General features: G+C 48.3%; 20 protein-coding genes. 3 read left to right on the top strand and 17 right to left on the bottom strand.

Features of this window, described 5'->3' with window-relative positions; all coding sequences use genetic code 11:
* Positions 1–20: 20 nt before the first annotated feature.
* From nuoL to H608_RS24355, 17 genes are all read right to left on the bottom strand, one after another.
* Positions 21–1,928 (bottom strand): NADH-quinone oxidoreductase subunit L, encoded by a 1,908-nt coding sequence (gene nuoL / locus H608_RS0109440; RefSeq protein WP_028787470.1) that lies wholly within the window; start codon positions 1,926–1,928, stop codon positions 21–23.
* A 31-nt stretch (positions 1,929–1,959) separates the two neighbouring features.
* Positions 1,960–2,286: an NADH-quinone oxidoreductase subunit NuoK gene (gene nuoK, locus H608_RS0109435; protein WP_028787469.1), complete on the bottom strand. Its 327-nt coding sequence runs from the start codon at positions 2,284–2,286 to the stop codon at positions 1,960–1,962.
* Between the two features lie 17 nt (positions 2,287–2,303).
* The gene (locus H608_RS0109430) at positions 2,304–2,804 is read right to left on the bottom strand and encodes an NADH-quinone oxidoreductase subunit J family protein (RefSeq protein ID WP_028787468.1); all 501 of its coding nucleotides are present in this window, start codon (positions 2,802–2,804) and stop codon (positions 2,304–2,306) included.
* 46 nt (positions 2,805–2,850) lie between these two features.
* On the bottom strand, positions 2,851–3,390 hold the full coding sequence (nuoI, locus tag H608_RS0109425) for an NADH-quinone oxidoreductase subunit NuoI (protein ID WP_028787467.1): 540 nt from the start codon (positions 3,388–3,390) through the stop codon (positions 2,851–2,853).
* A gap of 104 nt (positions 3,391–3,494) precedes the next feature.
* Positions 3,495–4,550 (bottom strand): NADH-quinone oxidoreductase subunit NuoH, encoded by a 1,056-nt coding sequence (gene nuoH / locus H608_RS0109420; protein WP_051268170.1) that lies wholly within the window; start codon positions 4,548–4,550, stop codon positions 3,495–3,497.
* A 9-nt stretch (positions 4,551–4,559) separates the two neighbouring features.
* Entirely contained in the window at positions 4,560–5,672 is a 1,113-nt protein-coding gene (locus tag H608_RS0109415; protein WP_028787465.1) for an NADH-quinone oxidoreductase subunit G, read from the bottom strand.
* Positions 5,673–5,736: 64 nt separating this feature from the next.
* Complete coding sequence (locus H608_RS0109410) at positions 5,737–6,102, bottom strand: four helix bundle protein (RefSeq protein ID WP_028787464.1); 366 nt, start codon at positions 6,100–6,102, stop codon at positions 5,737–5,739.
* 130 nt (positions 6,103–6,232) lie between these two features.
* Positions 6,233–7,588 carry an NADH-quinone oxidoreductase subunit NuoF gene (gene nuoF, locus H608_RS0109405; RefSeq protein ID WP_028787463.1) on the bottom strand — a complete coding sequence of 452 codons (1,356 nt, stop codon included), beginning with the start codon at positions 7,586–7,588 and terminating at the stop codon, positions 6,233–6,235.
* 33 nt (positions 7,589–7,621) lie between these two features.
* A complete protein-coding gene (locus H608_RS23555; RefSeq protein WP_081658845.1) occupies positions 7,622–8,068 on the bottom strand; it encodes a nuclear transport factor 2 family protein in 447 nt (148 codons plus the stop codon).
* A gap of 2 nt (positions 8,069–8,070) precedes the next feature.
* Entirely contained in the window at positions 8,071–8,571 is a 501-nt protein-coding gene (locus H608_RS0109395; protein WP_028787462.1) for an NADH-quinone oxidoreductase subunit NuoE family protein, read from the bottom strand.
* Between the two features lie 100 nt (positions 8,572–8,671).
* Positions 8,672–9,895 (bottom strand): NADH-quinone oxidoreductase subunit D, encoded by a 1,224-nt coding sequence (locus H608_RS0109390; RefSeq protein ID WP_028787461.1) that lies wholly within the window; start codon positions 9,893–9,895, stop codon positions 8,672–8,674.
* 161 nt (positions 9,896–10,056) lie between these two features.
* Positions 10,057–10,647 (bottom strand): NADH-quinone oxidoreductase subunit C, encoded by a 591-nt coding sequence (locus H608_RS0109385; RefSeq protein WP_028787460.1) that lies wholly within the window; start codon positions 10,645–10,647, stop codon positions 10,057–10,059.
* Between the two features lie 67 nt (positions 10,648–10,714).
* Positions 10,715–11,299, bottom strand: a complete 585-nt coding sequence (locus H608_RS0109380; protein ID WP_051268167.1) for an NADH-quinone oxidoreductase subunit B — start codon at positions 11,297–11,299, stop codon at positions 10,715–10,717.
* 103 nt (positions 11,300–11,402) lie between these two features.
* Positions 11,403–11,798, bottom strand: a complete 396-nt coding sequence (locus H608_RS0109375; RefSeq protein WP_051268166.1) for an NADH-quinone oxidoreductase subunit A — start codon at positions 11,796–11,798, stop codon at positions 11,403–11,405.
* 123 nt (positions 11,799–11,921) lie between these two features.
* The gene (locus H608_RS0109370; protein ID WP_028787457.1) at positions 11,922–13,637 is read right to left on the bottom strand and encodes a tetratricopeptide repeat protein; all 1,716 of its coding nucleotides are present in this window, start codon (positions 13,635–13,637) and stop codon (positions 11,922–11,924) included.
* Positions 13,638–13,675: 38 nt separating this feature from the next.
* Positions 13,676–14,611: a PstS family phosphate ABC transporter substrate-binding protein gene (locus H608_RS0109365; RefSeq protein ID WP_038008000.1), complete on the bottom strand. Its 936-nt coding sequence runs from the start codon at positions 14,609–14,611 to the stop codon at positions 13,676–13,678.
* Positions 14,608–14,847: a hypothetical protein gene (locus tag H608_RS24355; protein WP_071836942.1), complete on the bottom strand. Its 240-nt coding sequence runs from the start codon at positions 14,845–14,847 to the stop codon at positions 14,608–14,610. Before H608_RS24355 ends, H608_RS0109365 begins: the two co-directional genes overlap by 4 nt.
* Before the next feature lie 218 nt (positions 14,848–15,065).
* Here H608_RS24355 and H608_RS0109355 point away from each other — a divergent pair, with 218 nt between their 5' ends.
* From H608_RS0109355 to H608_RS0109345, 3 genes are read left to right on the top strand one after another with little or no spacing between them, the layout of a single operon-like run.
* The gene (locus tag H608_RS0109355; RefSeq protein ID WP_028787454.1) at positions 15,066–15,542 is read left to right on the top strand and encodes a low molecular weight protein-tyrosine-phosphatase; all 477 of its coding nucleotides are present in this window, start codon (positions 15,066–15,068) and stop codon (positions 15,540–15,542) included.
* 32 nt (positions 15,543–15,574) lie between these two features.
* Positions 15,575–16,948, top strand: coding sequence for a histidine--tRNA ligase (hisS, locus tag H608_RS0109350; protein WP_028787453.1), 1,374 nt, complete (start codon positions 15,575–15,577; stop codon positions 16,946–16,948).
* 20 nt (positions 16,949–16,968) lie between these two features.
* The gene (locus H608_RS0109345; RefSeq protein WP_028787452.1) at positions 16,969–18,642 is read left to right on the top strand and encodes a DUF4836 family protein; all 1,674 of its coding nucleotides are present in this window, start codon (positions 16,969–16,971) and stop codon (positions 18,640–18,642) included.
* The last annotated feature ends 34 nt before the right edge of the window (positions 18,643–18,676 follow it).

Genomic DNA, 18,676 nt, shown 5'->3' with positions numbered 1-18,676 from the left:
ATATTGTTCAATAATCTTTTTTATTTCCTGAAGAAAAACTGCAACACGAAAATCACGATCATACTCAACACCATCAGCAACACATATAATCCAACCTGACCGCTCTGCACCCAACGCAACTGACGGCCACCATAGTTCACCAACCGGCCTACACCATTCACAATGCCGTCGATCACTTTTGTTTCAACTATATTGTTCAGCAGCGCGCCGAGTTTGTTCAATGGTTTTACAATTACCGCATCATAGATCTCATCCACATACCATTTATTCGCCAGCACTTTACCCAATCCCTGCGGCTCGGCGAGGTCAGGTTTTTTACTGAAACGTGTCCAGGCATAAATTACTACGGCCAGGATGGCGATGGTTGAGCCGATTGTAAGCCCCCATTCTGTTTCATGGCTTACATGATGCTCCTGCAATATTTTATAAGAAGGTTCGAAGACCGGATATAAGAAATCTTTCAGTGAATGCGCACCTGCTGCGATGAATTCAGGTACACCTACATAGCCGCCCACAATCGAAAGAACCGCCAGCACGATCAGCGGAATGGTCATGGCTGCAGGACTTTCATGCAGATGATGCTCCTGCTCATGCGTACCCCGGAAACTACCGCGGAATGTAGTGGCATACAAACGGAACATATAGAATGCCGTCAGCAAAGCCGTGAACAGACCGATCGCATAAAACACCGGCGAAGTGGCAAAAGCGCCGGCCAGGATTTCATCTTTGGAGAAGAAACCTGAAAGACCGGGAATACCCGCGATCGCCAGACAGCCGACCAGGAAGGTGATATTCGTGATCTTCATGTATTTTGACAGCCCGCCCATTTTGCGGATATCCTGTTCGCCACCCATGGCGTGGATCACACTGCCGCTGCCGAGGAACATCAGGGCTTTGAAGAAAGCGTGTGTCATTACGTGAAAAACAGCCGCCACATAAGAACCGGTACCCAGTGCCAGGAACATATAACCCAACTGGCTAACGGTAGAATAGGCCAATACTTTTTTGATGTCGTTTTGTTTCAACGCAATGGTTGCGGCCAGCAGCGCTGTTGCCAGGCCAACAATCGCGATCACGGTCATTACCGCAGGCGCCATCGAGTACAATACGTTGCTGCGTGCAATCATATAGATACCTGCGGTTACCATCGTTGCGGCGTGGATCAACGCCGATACCGGTGTGGGACCTGCCATCGCATCCGGAAGCCAGGTGTACAGCGGAATCTGCGCACTCTTACCGGTTGCACCCACAAAGAGTAAAGCGGTAATTACGGTGATATCCCTATCGGAAAGTTTGGAAAGCGATTCCGCACTGAATACTTCGAGGAAGGTAACGGTACCCGTTTTGTTGATCAGCCAGAACAGCGCAATCAGGAAAGCAAGGTCACCGATGCGGTTCATAATGAAAGCTTTGCTTGCCGCTTTGTTGTATTCTTCTTTCCTGAACCAGAAACCGATCAATAAATAAGAACAAAGACCAACGCCTTCCCAACCGATGAACATGATCACGAAGTTGGCCCCCATTACGAGCAGCAGCATCGAGAATACGAACAGGTTGAGGTAAGCAAAATAACGGCCGAAGTGTTCCGGCTTTTCATCATGCATATAAGCTGTGGAATACAGGTGAATCAGGAAACCAATACCTGTAATGATCAGCAGGAACAGGGAGGACAACTGATCGATCTGAAAAGCAAAAGGAATCTTCAGGTCTCCTACGGAGATGAAGTTGAAATAATGTGCAACGTGTGTGTTGCCGCTTTTCACCTGGAAAAATACCCAGAGGCTTACCGCAAACGACGCGAGGATGGCGCCACTGCCGATGGTGCCGATCAGGCTTTTGGAAAAATATTTTCTTCCCAGGCCATTAAGCAGAAAACCTAACAGCGGGAAAAGCGGGATCAGATAAGCGAGTTGTAATGCGTTCTTCATCTTTATGAATTAGGCCCGGGCAATGCGGGTACTAGTGTTTCAACCGGTTTAAGAAATTAACATCCACTGAATGAATATTGCGGTACATCATCACAATAATGGCCAGTCCCACGCTCACTTCAGCCGCAGCCACCACCATGATGAAGAATACGAACAGTTGCCCGTCGATACCCGTAGTGGGCGTGGCGCCGGCCGCCAGGTGATGCATTTTGGAAAATGCCACCAGCAGCAGGTTCACCGAATTAAGCATCAGTTCAATGCACATGAAAATGATAATGGCATTGCGACGGGTAAGCACGCCTACCACACCGATGGAAAAAAGGGCAATAGCCAGAAATATGTAATAATTAATAGGCATAGTCTCTTTTTTAAGCGTTAGTCCTTTTTACCTAATACTACGGCACCTACCATTGCGCTCAGGAACAGTACGCTGCTCAATTCAAAAGGTATGACGTAGGTGGTGAACAATTCACGACCCAGGTTTTTGATCAATCCGATATTATTGGTGTTGATACCAGCGTCCTGTGCTTTGATGTCGACATTGCGCAGCGCAGCGATCATTACCAGCATCAGCGAGCCTCCGGCAATGCCACCGGCGATCTTGATCCAGCGGTTTTGCTGCGGCTCCGTATTGGCCCGCAGATCGATCAGCATGAACACGTGCAGGAACAATACCATGATGGCACCGGCATACACGATGATGTTGACGATGGCCAGGAACTGGGCATTCATCACGATATAGTGACCGGAAATGGCAAAGAAGGTGACGATCAGCCACAGCACGCTGTGTACCGGGTTTTTACTGGTGATCACCATCAGCGCGCTGAATATGGCGATCACAGAGAGAAACCAAAAGAGTATTTGTGTAATGTTCATCGTTTTACGCTAATATTCGCAATGCGTGATTATTCGTAGCTGGTTGTTATTTGCGGGCAATTTCTCCCTGCGCTTTTTTAAATCCTTCCGGATCTTCTACCGGATTCGGGATCAGCAGATCCTGTTTCTTGTAAATAAAGCCGCTGCGTCCGTAGTTGGCCGGTGCAAATGTCTGGGACAAATAAATGGCATCTTTCGGACAAGCTTCTTCGCAATAACCGCAGAAGATGCAACGCAGCATGTTGATTTCGTAACGCGCGGCGTACTTTTCTTCGCGATACAGGTTCTCTTCTCCCGGCTCCCGTTCTGCTGCTTCCATGGTAATGGCTTCAGCCGGACAAGCTACTGCGCAAAGGCCACAGGCGGTACAACGTTCACGTCCTTCCTCGTCACGGTTCAGGATATGCAGTCCACGGAATACCTGTGAAAACGGACGTTTCTGCTCGGGATACTGAATAGTCGCCTTCTTCTTGAAGAAGTGACGGATCGTGATCATCATCCCTTTCAGAATATTCCAGAGATACAGGCGTTCGATGGCATTCATCGGCCTGCGGTCAACTGGTTTAGCTCTGTTTGTTAGTTGCATATCTTTCTCCGCGTAATGCGGTTATTTTAATTTTCGCAAATATATATTTTATCAGGAGACGAAGCAGAACGCTGAACGTCCGGTACTATCGTTTAATCTCCTTCTTATTTCTTCAGCCACAATACTACTGCCGCAGAGATGATCAGGTTCACCAAAGCCAGCGGCACCAGTTTTTTCCAACCCAATGTCATCAACTGATCATAACGGAAGCGCGGGATGGTCCAGCGGATCCACATAAATACGAATACAAAGAACAGGGCTTTCGACATCATCACGGCAAAGCCGATGATGGCCATCGTGTTCTGCCCTAATCCCCATGCCGCTTCGTTGACAAACGGAATATCATAGCCGCCGAAGAACAGCACGGCCATTACCGCACCACTGATGAACATGTTGATGTATTCGGCAAACAGATAGAATCCCAATTTCATGGAAGAGTACTCCTGGTGGTAACCGAAGTTCAATTCGTTCTCTGCTTCCGGAAGGTCAAACGGTGTACGGTTACATTCTGCGAGTGCGCAGATGAAGAAAATGATAAAGCCGAGTGGCTGATAGATCACATTCCATCCGTGTTCCACCTGTGTTTGTACGATGCTGCTCATGCGCAGGTCACCGGCAAACAGCAATACCCCGAGCAAAGCAAGTCCCATCGGCAGTTCGTAAGAAACCATTTGCGAAGCACCGCGCACGGCCGCGATCAGGGAGAACTTGTTGTTACTCGCCCATCCACCAATCATGATACCGTATACGCCAATACTTACCACGCCGAATACAAAAAGAATTCCTACGTCCACGTCCGCGATCTGCAGGGGCACACTGCGACCGTTGATGTCGAGCGGTACCGACCAGGGAATAACGGCGCTGGTCAGCAAAGCGGTAATCATTGCAAGCGCCGGCCCGAGAATGAAAAGAAAACGCGATGATGATACCGGAATAATCTCTTCTTTGAAAAACAGTTTTCCGGCATCGGCAAAAGGCTGAAAAATACCGAAGATACCCGCGCGGTTGGGACCGATACGGTCCTGCATGAAGGCCGCTACTTTCCGCTCTCCGTAAGTGGCATACATGGCCACCACCATGGAAACGGTGATCACAAAAGCGATGAGCACGAGCTTTTCAATAATCAGCCACCAGATCGGATCTATTGCCAGTAAATACATGTGTTGTCGTTATTTCGGGTTCGTTTTGTTAAAGGTTTCACCGGTAGCGGGTCCATCGATTTTGCTGAGATCAACAGACGGATCGTTCACATCACTCACATCATGGATATCCATGAGCAGTTTGGGTGAGCGGCCTCCCATTACATCGTTGATAAATTCTTTCGGCTTTTCCGCATCCACATAGTGGTTGGCGGAGATGACCGAATGGCGTGCTATACGTGTAGCGCCTTCAATGGTCCAGTCGCTGGTTTGTTTTTTCTCGAAGCGGCATTCATTGCAAATCCAGCCGGTTTTGCCTTCTTCAGTGTTCATGATCTCACCCCACTGGTCTTTGCGTGCCGTTACGCGGAGTACTTCGTCGCCGCGCTGCCAGAGTGTTACTTTACCGCAGCACTTGTCGCAATCGCGGTGTGCATCTACGGGTTTGGTAAACCATACACGGTTTTTGAAACGGAAAGTTTTATCGGTGAGTGCGCCTACCGGGCATACGTCGATTACGTTGCCGATAAAATCGTTGTCGAGTGATTTCTCGATATAAGTGGCGATCTCGGCGTGGTCGCCGCGGTCGAGTACACCATGTACACGTTTTTGTGTCAACTGATCCGCAGTGAAAACGCAGCGGTAGCAGAGAATGCAACGTGTCATGTGCAACTGGATGTAAGGACCCAGGTTATGTTTTTCAAACGTGCGACGTTTGAATTCGTAGCGTGTGCCTTCGCCACCGTGTTCGTAGCTGAGATCCTGCAGGTGACATTCGCCCGCCTGATCGCACACGGGGCAATCCAGCGGATGGTTGAGCAGCAGGAATTCCACTACGCCGGCGCGGGCGTCGCGGACGCGGTCACTGGTGATATTTTTCACTACCATACCGTCCATCACGGTGGTACGGCAGCTGGCAACCAGTTTGGGCATTGGGCGCGGATCCGCAGTAGAGCCGGCGGCTACTTCCACGAGACAGGTACGGCATTTGCCACCACTGCCTTCGAGGGGAGTGTAATAACACATAGCCGGGGGAGCCACTTCACCACCAACCTGGCGGGCCGCCTGCAGGATGGTTGTTCCTGCCGGCACCTCGACGGTAATGTTGTCGATGGTTACTTTGAATATTTTTACTTCAGACATATTAATTCAAAATTCAAAAGTCAAAAGTCAAAAAGAATACACTTCTTTTAAGACGCTTAAATATCTACTCGTTATTTCGTTTCGCTTTCACCAAAATAGCTGCTAAAATTTTTGACAACTCATCTGCCTCGTTGGATAAGCTTGCGAGCGCGTCTTTATTTAAGCTAATTGTATCATTGATTAATCTCAACCAATACCTTGTTTCATTGGCTGACTTTAATGCAATAGCCAAATAATTCAGCCAATCCTTCCTTGATACACCAGCCCTTCCTTCTGCAACATTAGCCGCTACCGAAGTAGCACTGCGTAATAACTGCTCAAACAAAGACCGGAACATCTTTTCCTGCGAAACTCCTTGTATAAAAAGAACTACTTCTTTCGAAAAACAATAACACCGTTCTGAAATATTGTAAGGCTTTGCTGAATTCAAAAGTCAAAATTCAAAGTTAAAAGTGCAATACTACTCAACACGACGCTCTTAACCTTGATCTTTTCACTCCCGAACTATGCCTTTTTCCTCCTTTCAAAAGCCTTTTGAATTTTGACTTTTGAATTTTGACTTAACTCGCCGGTACGGCGAGTTCGTCCGCATAATGCGCCAATCCAAAGTTGCGTTTTGTCGCTTCTTCCGGATTCAGGACATGCCATTCAAATTCATCACGGAAGTGACGGATCGCTGCCGCAACCGGCCATGCAGCCGCATCACCCAGCGGACAAATCGTATTACCTTCGATCTTGCGCTGGATATCCCAGAGCAGATCGATATCACTCATTTTACCCTGACCATTTTCCAGGCGCAGCAACAACTTTTCCATCCAGCCGGTGCCTTCACGGCAGGGCGAACATTGACCACAGCTTTCATGACGATAGAAGCGGGCAAGCGTATAAGTATGTTTCACTACGCACTGATCTTCGTCAAATACAATAAAACCACCTGACCCCATCATCGAACCGGTAGCAAAACCACCGTCAGATAAACTCTCGTAGTTCATGATGCGCGACTCACCTTTCGCTGTTTTCAACAACAGGTTGGCCGGCAGAATGGGAACGGAAGATCCTCCGGGAATACAGGCTTTCAGCCTTTTTCCGTTGGGAATACCACCGCAATATTCATCGCTGAAAATAAATTCTTCCACAGAGATGGTCATGTCGATCTCATACACCCCGGGCTTGTTGAGATTACCACAGGCAGAGATCAGTTTGGTACCGGTAGATTTACCGACACCGATCTTTGCATATTCTTCACCGCCTTCATTGATGATCGGCACTACGGCAGCGATCGTTTCCACGTTGTTTACCACCGTAGGACAACCCCACAAACCTTTTACGGCGGGGAAAGGAGGTTTGATACGCGGATTACCACGCTTACCTTCCAATGATTCGATCAGGGCTGTTTCTTCACCACAGATATAAGCACCGGCACCGCGCTGCACATAGATTTCGCAGTCGAAACCGGAACCGAGAATATTTTTACCCAAAAATCCATTGTTGCGGGCTTCGGCGATTGCCTGCTCGAGAATATCCACGATCCAGGCGTATTCGCCACGGATATAAATAAAAGAAGTATTGGAACCTAGCGCATAGGAGGAAACGATCATTCCTTCGATCAGCAGGTGCGGAATGAATTCCATCAGGTAGCGGTCCTTGAAAGTACCGGGTTCGGACTCGTCGGCATTGACCACGAGATAACGGGGCACTCCTTCGGGTTTGGCGAGAAAGCTCCATTTCATACCGGTAGGGAAACCTGCACCGCCACGTCCACGAAGGCCGCTCTTCTTCACCTCTTCGGTAATACCGTCGGGGCTCATGCTCTTCAAAGCCTTCTCCACGCTGCGGTAACCACCTTCGCGGCGATACACGTCAAAGTAGCGGATGCCTTCTACTTTATCTTTTTCCAGTAATAATTTTCGTCCCATAGTACTTATATCGTACCGGTTTATTAAACCGGGCTATTTTATTGGTTCGTTATTGGCAGTTTTTACACTCTGCCTGGCCAGCAACTGCCAGCCGTTTTTTGTTTTTATCCAGGTCTGCAATACCTGCAACTGCATCGCAAACTGTTTATCACTTACCATTCCTTCCACATAAATCAGTTGCCGCGTAATGATCGTCGTTTCCGTTGCTGCAAATGTTGCAGCGGCTTCGGGGCGGATAGTCTTATACCGCAGTTTTCCGGTAACTCCATCTGTCCAGACTTCTTCCCTGCTTTGCACCCAACCATTCGAATGTCCATAGGTCAGTTGCGGATGCAGCAGTTGTGCCAAGGCAACACTGTCGCGGTTGAGCAATGCCTGATCCAGCCGGAGCATGGCATTTTTAATAACCGTTGTATCCTTTTGTGCAAAAGCGTACAAAGGCAACAGCGCAATCAATATGATAAAGAACGGGCGTTGCATCCTCAGTTGGCTGAAGCTGCATGCTGGCGGCACTCTTCGATAATGCTGTCAACTTTTTCGGGTGTCAGGTGCTCACGGAAATGTTTTCCGAGTTGCATCATGGGCGCATAACCACAGGCGCCGAGGCATTCAACCGTTTTCAGGGTGAACATCCCGTCGGATGTGGTTTCGCCGGGTTTGATCCCGAGTTTATCGTAAATATATTTCACTATGTCATCGCTGCCACGCAGCATACAAGGACCGGTCTGGCATACTTCAAACATGTATCGCCCAACGTGCTTGAGGTTGTACATGCTGTAGAAGGTAGCCACTTCATACACCTCGATAGGCTCGAGTTGCAGCAAGGAAGCCACGTAATCCATAACAGGTACATCCAACCAGCCTCCGAACTCCTGTTGTGCCAGGTGTAATACCGGCAACAGCGCACTCTTCTGCCTGCCCTGCGGATAGCGGGCAATGATGTTGGAGACTTCTTGTAGTTTTTCTTCTGAAAACTTTATCATGTCAAATTCAAAATTTAAAAGTCAAAATTTAAAAAATCCCGGAGGCTGCAATTATTCAACTGTCGTGAATTTTTTAATTTTCACTTTTGACTTTTTATTTTTAGGCATCCATCTCACCGGCGATCAGGTTGAGGGAAGACATCACGATGATGGCATCACTCAACATAGAGCCTTTGGTCAGTTCTTCGTAAGCCTGGTAGTAAATGAAACAGGGCCGGCGGAAATGCAGACGCGCCGGGGCACGTCCTCCATCGCTGATCATGTAATAACCCAGCTCGCCGTTGGCTGCTTCGATTGAATGGTAAACCTCGCCTTTCGGCATATCGATCTCTCCCATGATGATTTTGAAGTGCCAGATGAGCGCTTCCATCTTGGTGTATACGTCTTCTTTTTTCGGAAGATAATATTCCGGTACATCGGCGTGGTATACATCCGCCTCTGCTCCTTTGAACTCCGTCAATTTTTGCATGGCCTGGCGGATGATGCTCAGGCTTTGCCACATTTCTTCATTGCGCACCAGGAAACGGTCGTAACAGTCGCCGGTAGTACCAACGGGTACGGAAAAATCAAAATCCTGGTAGCTGGAATAGGGATTGCTGATGCGTACATCGTAATCCACACCTGCGGCGCGCAGGTTAGGCCCGGTGAACCCATAGTTCAGTGCTCTTTCAGCGCTGATAGGACCTGCACCGATGAGGCGGTCCATGAAAATACGGTTGCGTGTAAAGAGGTTTTCAAACTCTTTCAATACGCGTGGATATTCGTCGAGGAATTTTTCAATCTTTTGGAATGCGATATCGTTGAAATTGCGTTCGAAGCCACCGATACGGCCGATGTTGGTGGTCAAACGTGAACCGCAGATCTCTTCATAGATTTCATAGATCAGTTCGCGGTACTGCATGACGTAAAGGAACCCGGTATAAGCGCCGCTATCTACGCCCACAATGGAATTACAGATCAGGTGATCGGAGATACGTGCCAGTTCCATTACGATCACGCGGAGGTAATCGACACGTTTGGGAGTGGACACGCCGAGCAGTTTCTCGCAGGTAAGATGCCAGCCCATATTGTTCAGCGGAGCCGAGCAATAGTTGAGACGGTCGGTGAGCGGCGTGATCTGGTACAGCGGCCGGCGTTCGGCAATTTTTTCAAAAGCCCGGTGGATATAACCGATGGTTTGTTCAGTAGAAACAATCCGCTCTCCATCCAATTCAAGGATATTCTGCATCACCCCGTGTGTGGCAGGGTGCGTAGGCCCGAGATTGAGCGTGGTGGTTGTTTTTTCAATACTTCCTTCCGGAAGTTTTATATGCTGTTCAGACATAGTGCTAATTTGATGATTTGAAAATTTGAGGATTTGAAAATGCTTTGAAGTCAACCGCATTTCCCTATCGTCAGATTTTCTTTGCATTTGAAGATCTGAGACTTTGAAGAGGCTGCGGCCCGGGCCACATTACCAAATCTTCAAATACTCAAATTTTCAAATTAAATTATCTCCTCCCCCGTGTCATGCTTCTCTGCTTCGGTAACAGTGCCTGATTCGGACTTTTCGGTACCGAAACCAAGTGTGCCGCCGCGGCCAAACATCTCATCGTCTTTATCGATACGGCTCTGATCTTCCAGCGGAAACTCTTTGCGCATCGGGAAGTACTCCATTTCGTCCACGTTAAGGATACGCTTCAGGTTAGGATGTCCTACAAAGTTTACCCCGTAGAAATCATAGGTTTCCCTTTCCATCCAGTTGGCGGAGGAAAACAGGCCGGTAGCGGTATATATATCGGGTTGATGGATGCTGGTAAATACACGGAAACGAAGACGGACATTGTCTTCGAGGTTGTGCAGATGATAAACGACGGCCAGTTCCTTTCCCTTTTTTTCCGGATCATGTACGCCGCAGAGGTCGGTGAGGAAACGGAACTTCAATTCTGGTTCGTCGTATAAAAAATTAAGCACCTTCAGGTTGAGTTCTTTGGGTGCTTCAAAACTCAGCATGCCCCAGGACTCATCAAAGCCTGCAACCTGGTCGCCGAATTTTGCGGTTAATTTTTCCTGTATTTGTTCGTTGGTCAGTGCCATGTCAGATTTGGGAAAAGGGATTGTCCGGGAAATGTGAGGTGCCCACTGTCCCGGAGTTCAAATTCGTTTATTGAATGCCGTAGCTTTCCAGCAGGGCTTTATACTGATCACTGTTGCGGCGGCGGAGTTTTTCGCGGCCGATAAGGTCCTGAAGACGGATCACACCATCCAGGATGGCTTCGGGGCGCGGAGGACATCCGGGCACGTACACGTCTACAGGTACAACCTGGTCGATTCCCTGCAGTACACTGTATGTATCAAATACGCCCCCGCTGCTGGCGCAGGCGCCAACTGCCATTACCCAGCGGGGTTCTGCCATCTGCAGGTATACCTGTTTAACCACAGGTCCCATTTTTTTGGCAATGGTACCCATTACCATCAGCAGATCGCACTGGCGCGGAGAAAAGCCCACCCGCTCGCTGCCGAAACGCGCGAGGTCGTAGTGTGCTCCCATGGTAGCCATGAATTCGATACCGCAGCAGGAAGTGGCAAATGGCAAAGGCCAGATGGAATTTTTTCTTGCCAGACCGATTACACTGTCAAGTGTGGTGGCAAAAAAACCTTCACCCTGATGACCGGCAGGCATTTCCGCCATGCTGATATCGTCTACCAGCGGTTTCTGTTTGATATTGAATGATACGGGACGACTCATAAAAAATATATTTTGTACTTCCCGGGGGAAGTGTTGTTGTTACTATAACAAAATCCCGGCCGGTAAAGTTCCTCCAAAACCCAGTAAAATCAAGGGTTCTGGCTCAATCTTCCCATTTAAGGGCTCCTTTCTTGATGATATATATGAAGCCGCACAGGAAGAAGCCGACAAACATCAGCACTGCTCCGAAACCTGCCCAGCCCAACTCCTTGAAATTGACGGCGTAGGGGTAGAAAAAGATCACTTCCACATCAAAGAGGACAAACAGGATCGCTGTGAGGAAGTATTTGATCGCCATGGGCTGACGTGCGTCGCCATGGGACTCGATACCACTCGTAAAGTTTTGAAGTTTGTCTGAAGTTTTCCTTCTGGGCCCGAGAAGGTGGGTCAGCACCATTAGCAGTGCGACCAAGCCCGCAGCAAATGCTATCTGTAATCCGATAGGCAGATAGGAGCTGGGCGCTGAAGTGGATATATTGGCCTGGAGTAAATGGATCATTAGTAAATTTTACTCTAGGCGCAAAAATAAGGTAGCAACATCAATTAACCGACATTTTTCTGACAAACAAATAGGCCCGCGATATAATCGCGGGCCTTGTATTCTTTTAAGCGCAGTTTATTGTCATTTAGAACCTGCTGCCGACGTGCCTCCCCTCGGTCTTGTGGCCGGTTGTTGGGCGGGCTGTTTGGTCAGTGCATCGATATTTGACTGGATCTGCTTGATCTGATCAGGGTTAGTTGTTGCTGACTTCATTACTTCCAGGTATTCGATCACTTTGTCACGCTCGTTTTTAGCGGCATAGTAAGTTACCAGGTAGTAAGCCGCGCTGCTGATCTGTGGTGCATAGCGCACACTGTCGCGCTTGCTGAATTCCAGCAGGGCCACCGCGTCGGGAACGGCAATGCTGTCTTTTTTCACCGTATCGATCAGTTTGGCGTTGTTCAGCTTCCATTCATATCCGTAGATAGAGTCCGGGTAGATTTTTACAAACTGGCTGAAAATGTCGTAAGATTTAGTATAAGCCTTACCGAAGTAATAAGCACGTCCTGCATCAAACCAATCGTTGATGGTAGGCTTGGGTTTTACTTTCAGCAATTCTGCGGTGATATCACCTTCCAGTTCGCGGAGACCTTTGTTCTTGAAGAACTCGGCACCCTGGTCCAGCAGGCGTACTTTATTATCGATTGACGTATCGGCGTTTACACCCTCCATGTAGATGGCATATAATGCCTGCTCCTGGCCGGGAATGGCTGAATAAACATCTGCTTTCAGCTTGTAGTCGAGTGCAGTGATCTCGTCGGGTCTTGCGCGTTTGAAGTATTCGTCTACATACTCCCGGGCCGCAGCTGTGTCTTTTTTCTGCACGTAGGCATCGGCGATCAGTTTGTATACACGTGGTTTAGCCTTACCGCCAGTTTGCGCAATGATGCTTTTAGCACCGGCGATGGCCTGGTCGAAGTTTTTGGCAGCCCAGTCGATACTGTACTCCAGGTAGGAGTTCTGGGGATCGTTGTCAGAGTTCTCTTTGTATTTCTGCGCAAAAGCTTTTGCAGCAGCGAGGTCAAGACGGCCCATTTTATAATAAGAAAGCTGGTAGTAAGCGGGTGCATATTTAGCATCGGCTTCAATGGCTTTGTTCAGGTTCTGTTCGAACAGATCCCAGTTTTTTTGCGACTCGAACAGTTGGGCTGTACGGAGATATGCATAAGCATAGCTGGGATCGGCCTGGTTGGCTTTCTGGTAGTTTTCGAAAGCTTTACCACCGTTTTCACCTGGTTTTGCCTTACGCAGTGCATTACCAAGGTTGGTGTAGATATCGGCCTGCAGCCATTTGTCTTTTGTTTTTTCCTGGGCAGCGGCTTCCAGTTTTTCAATAGCGAAGTTGATATCACCTTTCTTTTCTTTCTCGTCGTATACGTTGGTGATAGCGCGGCCTACGGCATTGAGTACTTGGGGATCATCTCCCTTTTTACCACGACTGGCGGTGATGGCTGCTTCAAAACGCTGACGCGCTTCGGCAATTTTATTTTCTTCGAGGTCTACCTGACCACGACCGACAACAATAAGCGGAGCATTATTGCTGGCTGTAAGGCCTTTGTCATATACGGCTTTGGCGCCTTCTACATCATCATTGGCCAGATAGGTTTGTCCCAGCCAATAGGTAGCTTCATTATTGTTGGGATTGGAGGCCAATAATTTTTCAAAAATCGCTTTCGCACTTTGCGTCCTTTCCGCATACAGATCTTTAACCCCGTCCTGGAGCGACTGAGCGTTTACGCTCATAACAGCCAGGAGGCCGGCGGTTAAAAAACTAAGCGTGATCTTCATCTTGTTCATTACGGTTCTCTTTTATGATTTGTAAATATAGCGCTGTCTTATTGAGGCGATTCATTCAACCGGATCGCTCTCATACTGAAATCTCTTAACAACGGTGCCAGGTAAGCTCTTCTGAAAATCAACTGTCCGATCTCTCCTTCCATAAAATTGGCAAAGCCTCTTCCCAGTCCCGAATGTTTTTCTTTCAGCAGGTATACCAAATCACGTACCATAGGGTACTGTTTGGTATAAATATTTGCCTGTACCGGTAAAATATATTTGCCTTGCGTATAGCTGCTTTCTATCCAGGCAATTTTAACTTTTTTCAAAAAACTTTTTTGTTCCTCATCGTCCGGGTTGCCGATCCAGCTTACGCCGATAAATCCTACTGCTCCCGGTACTGCGGCTACGTAGTTGAGTACCGAATCGCTCGACCTTGCGGCTACAGCCTGGGGTGTCAGCTTTCCTCCACGTAGTACTGAATCGACGATAAATCGTACCGTTCCGGTTGCCTTCACCCCGTCAAATACGGGTATTAAATTTTTCTTAAAACGTCCTTCCAATATCTCGCGGATGTCCTGCATGGTAAATACGGAATCCGGCGATGCAGGGTTGACAATCACTGCTACCGCATCTCTCGCCACAGCCGTTTGCCTGGTGCCTACCTTAATGGAATCGGAGATAAAATTGCGCTCGCCTTCGCTTAATGCCTTTGTTGTAATGATCATCCTGATACTGTCTGGCCATAAGCCGGCAATACAGTCCGATTCGGGCATATAATGGGGAATGATGTGTGTGTCCGGCTGGTTGGATTCGTACACCTTAATCAGTTCGCTCACAATCGGCTTGAACGATTCATCCACATTAATGTGAATAGTACCACTGACTGGTGTATCGGCTGGTTCGCCCTGTTTTTTACCATCAGACCCACATCCTGTGAAAACCCAAATGCTCAGCAGGATGGCGGCGTATAAACTCCTTAACCCTTGGTTCACCTGAAATATTTTTTTTTATATCCGCGATACACTCTCCACGATCCGTATAACATAAATAACACACCGAGTATGATATCCGTGTAATCAGGCGGATATCTGTCTACTCCCACACCAAGCTGTTTGCGGAATACAAACGCCAGGCCCAGTATTATCCAGATTATCCCCATCCCGTAGTCTCGTAAAGAACGGAATGATGATTCCCGGCGACGTACTTTATGCTCAAATTCTTCTATCATATCAGGTAACACCCGAAGGTGGAAAATTATTAATTTTTTTTTACTATATCCCTGCAAATATGTCAGATTATACACATCTGCATGCTTTTTTTTGCTCAGTATCATTTTTTGCAGGTTCTTTCGCAGCCATTCATAAGATGCAGTGAGCAGCTAATTCCATAACCCGCAGAAACCCGCGCGCAACTGGCTTTCAGGCGGATATTCGCTACCTTTGCCGGATGAAATTTTTAATGGTATGCCTGGGAAATATCTGCCGTAGCCCGCTGGCAGAAGGCATTTTACAACATAAAGCCAGAGCTGCCGGTCTCGAATGGACCGTGGAAAGCGCCGGTACCAACGGTTATCATACCGGCGAAGCCCCCCACCGGCTTTCACAAAAAGTTGCCAAAATCAACGGCATCAATATTTGCGATCAGCGGGCACGCAATTTCACCGCAGCCGATTTTGACCGTTACGACAAAATTTATGCACTGGCAGAAGATGTACTCCACGAGATCCGTCGTATCGCAGGTAATAAATATGATCCTTCGAAAGTAACACTGCTGATGAACGAAGCGTTTCCGGGTAAAAACCTCGACGTACCTGATCCCTGGTACGGAGAAGAACCCGGGTATCACGATGTATTTCAACAGATCAGCGAGGCATGCGATGCCATCATTGCAAAATACGGTGTTAAAATGCCTGCCGGTTCCTGATTTTTTAAACGACTTAACCCACTGCATATCACATGGCAAAAGTAGCCGCCTCCATACCGCAGGGTACCCGCGATTTCGGCCCCGACGTTGTACGCAAACGCAATTATATCTTCCGGACCATCCGCGAAGTTTTTGAATTATACGGTTTCCAGCCACTCGAAACACCGGCGATGGAAAACCTTGAAACCCTCATGGGTAAATACGGTGAAGAAGGCGACAAGCTGATCTTCCGCGTACTCAACAACGGGCTTACCGATCCCAATCATGCTGCCAAAGCACGCGTCGCCTTTGAAAATGTATTGAACGGAAAAAACGACAAAGACCTTACGCAGCGCGCCCTCAAATATGATCTCACTATTCCCTTTGCACGTTATGTGGCCATGAACCACGGGCAACTGAGTTTCCCTTTTAAACGTTACCAGATACAACCCGTATGGAGAGCCGACCGCCCGGCCAAAGGGCGCTACCGCGAATTCTACCAGTGCGATGCCGACGTGGTCGGAAGTAAATCCCTGCTCAACGAAATAGAACTCGTACAGTTATACGCCGATGTATTCACCCGTCTCAAACTCGGCGTCGATATCAAGATCAACAACCGCAAAGTGCTGGCCGCACTGGCCGAACGTTGCGGCGCACCTGAATTGCTGACCGCTATCACTACGGCTATCGACAAACTCGACAAGATCGGACTCGACCAGGTGAAAGAAGAATTGAAACAACGCGGCATCAACGATGAACAAATAACTATTATCGCGGGCTATCTGCGCATCGGTGGTGATAACCCCGAACAACTCGCACAGCTCCGCAACCTGCTTGGCGATATCCCCGGCGGTGCAGAAGGTATCGGCGAACTCGAAAGAGTGGTGTCTCAGGCCAACCCCGCAGCTCCCTGCCGCCTCGTGATCGATCCTACGCTGGCGCGCGGACTGAACTATTATACCGGTTGTATTCTTGAAGTAAAAGCCCGCGATGCCCAAATGGGCAGCATCGGCGGTGGCGGCCGCTATGATGACCTCACCGGCCTGTTTGGCGTACCGAATATTCCGGGCGTGGGCATCTCCTTCGGGGTAGACCGTATTTATGATGTGATGGAAGAATTGAAACTGTTCCCGGACGATGTACATACCGGCACCCAGGTGCTGTTTTTTAATTTAGGGGAAAATGAAAGCCGCCAGGCCTGGACGCTCATGCAGGAGCTACGCGCCAACGGTGTGAAAAGTGAACTCTACCACGAAACCACGAAATTTGATAAACAATTCAAATACGCCGAGAAAAAACAGATACCGTACATCATCATCATCGGCGATAAGGAGCTAGACAGCGCTACCGCTCAGGTAAAAGATCTGAGAAGCGGCCAGCAAAGCCCTGTTCCATTCGGCGATCTTGCCAAGTTTTCGTTTATTTGACCTCTGAAACCTAATCAAAAATGAGACATAAACTCCTGTTCGCCTTACTGGCAATCGTGTTTGTTGCGGCATCCTGCAGCAAGTCCGGCAAAACGGACCTGCTGGTTCCGAAAGATGCCGGCTACGTAGTATACTTCAATACGCCCTCCATTTCTTCCAAACTGAGCTGGGAAGAAATCAAGAAAAGTGCACTTTTCGAAAGAATGACCAGCCAGACCTCCGATTCACTGGGCAAACGTTTGCTTAATGATCCTTCTTCTTCCGGTGTTGATACAAAATCCCCGTTCGTAATGTTTGCCAAAAAGCAGGGACAGGGTGGTTATATCGTGATCCAGGGAAAACTGGCCGACACCAAAGCATTGGAAAAAACACTCGGTGAGGTAAAAGAGAAAAAACTGACCATCGCCAAAGGCGACGGCTTCAGCTATACCATTCTTGAAGACGATGCGATTCTTTCCTGGACCGACAAAAGATTTGTGTTGCTGGGTAATGCACCTGCCGGCACTTTCAGCGGCAGCGGCTACTCGCGTTCAGAAAGTTTCGGTTCAGACAGCCTGCTTCTGTTTATCAAGAACACCTACAACCTCAGCGGCAGCAAATTGCTGGACTCCGATTCACGTTTTACCAAACTGATCAAGTCCGAAGGAGACATTCATTTCTGGATTGCCTCTGAATACACCAACTCCTATTCCGACGATGCCATGATGAGCTCTCTCAAACTGGACCGTCTGATGAAAGACAACGTTACCACGGGTACCGTGAAGTTTGAAAATGGCAAGATCACGGCGCACATGGATCAATACAACAGCAAAGAGCTGCAAAATATCCTGAAGAAATACGAGAACGGAGCGATCAACGCGTCCCTCACTAACCGCCTGCCTGCCAATGCGCCTGTTGTGGGTGCTATGGTAGCTCCGCTGCCGGCAATCAACGATATGTTTAAATTACTCGGACTCGATGGCACGGCTAATCTTTTCCTTACCCAGTATAATCTGAGCGTTGAAACCATTACCAAAGCTTTCAAAGGCGAAATGGTGTTTGCTTTGTCTGGTTTCGAAAGCAAAAAAGACACCCTGCGTTTTGGTCCCGGCACCGGCTCCAACGATATGTATGTGTATGAAAAAAATGACCCGAGCTACCTGTTTGGCATTGCCATCGGTGATCAGAAGGCTTATACACAAGTGTATACCACACTGGAAGATAAATTCCTCAAAGAAATACCGCCTTCCATTAAAGTGATCAACGACAAAGACTGGCTGCTTATCAGCAACAGCGATGCGGACGTGGCTACTTTCCGTGCCAGCTCATCCAAACCCGCTTATGGCGACCGCTTCAATGGCCACCAGTTTGCTTTGTACGCTGATATCCGCCAGATGATGACCTTTACGATGAAGCAGGATATCAATGACAATCCTGAGAGACAAAAGATCTATGACCTGAGCATGAATACCTGGGAAAATTTATGGATCCTTTCCGATCTGAAAGATGGCCGTTACAGTACAGATTTTGAAGTAAACCTGGTCAACAAGCAGGTGAACAGCCTGAAGCAACTGCATGACTACGCAGTACAAATGGTACCGGAAAAATCAGTAGTGGACGAAGACATCCAATATGATGGTCTCGATACCATTCCTCCGCCTCCACCGCCGGCACCCATGAAACCATTGACGGAAGAGCCTGCGAAAAAGAAGTAATAAAAACTTATCATACAAAAAAGCCGCAACCACT

The organism is Terrimonas ferruginea DSM 30193 (genome assembly GCF_000425585.1).
In the GTDB taxonomy this organism is placed as follows: Bacteria; Bacteroidota; Bacteroidia; order Chitinophagales; family Chitinophagaceae; genus Terrimonas; species Terrimonas ferruginea.
Note: the sequence above shows the minus strand (reverse complement) of the source record. Positions and strands in the feature narration are given on the sequence as shown.

Excerpts from the sequence above, each read along its gene's own strand:
- nuoL (WP_028787470.1), bottom strand. The coding sequence starts at position 1,928 with ATGAAGAACGCATTACAACTCGCTTATCTGATCCCGCTTTTCCCGCTG.
- nuoK (WP_028787469.1), bottom strand. The coding sequence starts at position 2,286 with ATGCCTATTAATTATTACATATTTCTGGCTATTGCCCTTTTTTCCATC.
- H608_RS0109430 (WP_028787468.1), bottom strand. The coding sequence starts at position 2,804 with ATGAACATTACACAAATACTCTTTTGGTTTCTCTCTGTGATCGCCATA.
- nuoI (WP_028787467.1), bottom strand. The coding sequence starts at position 3,390 with ATGCAACTAACAAACAGAGCTAAACCAGTTGACCGCAGGCCGATGAAT.
- nuoH (WP_051268170.1), bottom strand. The coding sequence starts at position 4,550 with ATGTATTTACTGGCAATAGATCCGATCTGGTGGCTGATTATTGAAAAG.
- H608_RS0109415 (WP_028787465.1), bottom strand. The coding sequence starts at position 5,672 with ATGTCTGAAGTAAAAATATTCAAAGTAACCATCGACAACATTACCGTC.
- nuoF (WP_028787463.1), bottom strand. The coding sequence starts at position 7,588 with ATGGGACGAAAATTATTACTGGAAAAAGATAAAGTAGAAGGCATCCGC.
- H608_RS23555 (WP_081658845.1), bottom strand. The coding sequence starts at position 8,068 with ATGCAACGCCCGTTCTTTATCATATTGATTGCGCTGTTGCCTTTGTAC.
- H608_RS0109395 (WP_028787462.1), bottom strand. The coding sequence starts at position 8,571 with ATGATAAAGTTTTCAGAAGAAAAACTACAAGAAGTCTCCAACATCATT.
- H608_RS0109390 (WP_028787461.1), bottom strand. The coding sequence starts at position 9,895 with ATGTCTGAACAGCATATAAAACTTCCGGAAGGAAGTATTGAAAAAACA.
- H608_RS0109385 (WP_028787460.1), bottom strand. The coding sequence starts at position 10,647 with ATGGCACTGACCAACGAACAAATACAGGAAAAATTAACCGCAAAATTC.
- H608_RS0109380 (WP_051268167.1), bottom strand. The coding sequence starts at position 11,299 with ATGAGTCGTCCCGTATCATTCAATATCAAACAGAAACCGCTGGTAGAC.
- H608_RS0109375 (WP_051268166.1), bottom strand. The coding sequence starts at position 11,798 with ATGATCCATTTACTCCAGGCCAATATATCCACTTCAGCGCCCAGCTCC.
- H608_RS0109370 (WP_028787457.1), bottom strand. The coding sequence starts at position 13,637 with ATGAACAAGATGAAGATCACGCTTAGTTTTTTAACCGCCGGCCTCCTG.
- H608_RS24355 (WP_071836942.1), bottom strand. The coding sequence starts at position 14,847 with ATGATAGAAGAATTTGAGCATAAAGTACGTCGCCGGGAATCATCATTC.
- H608_RS0109355 (WP_028787454.1), top strand. The coding sequence starts at position 15,066 with ATGAAATTTTTAATGGTATGCCTGGGAAATATCTGCCGTAGCCCGCTG.
- hisS (WP_028787453.1), top strand. The coding sequence starts at position 15,575 with ATGGCAAAAGTAGCCGCCTCCATACCGCAGGGTACCCGCGATTTCGGC.
- H608_RS0109345 (WP_028787452.1), top strand. The coding sequence starts at position 16,969 with ATGAGACATAAACTCCTGTTCGCCTTACTGGCAATCGTGTTTGTTGCG.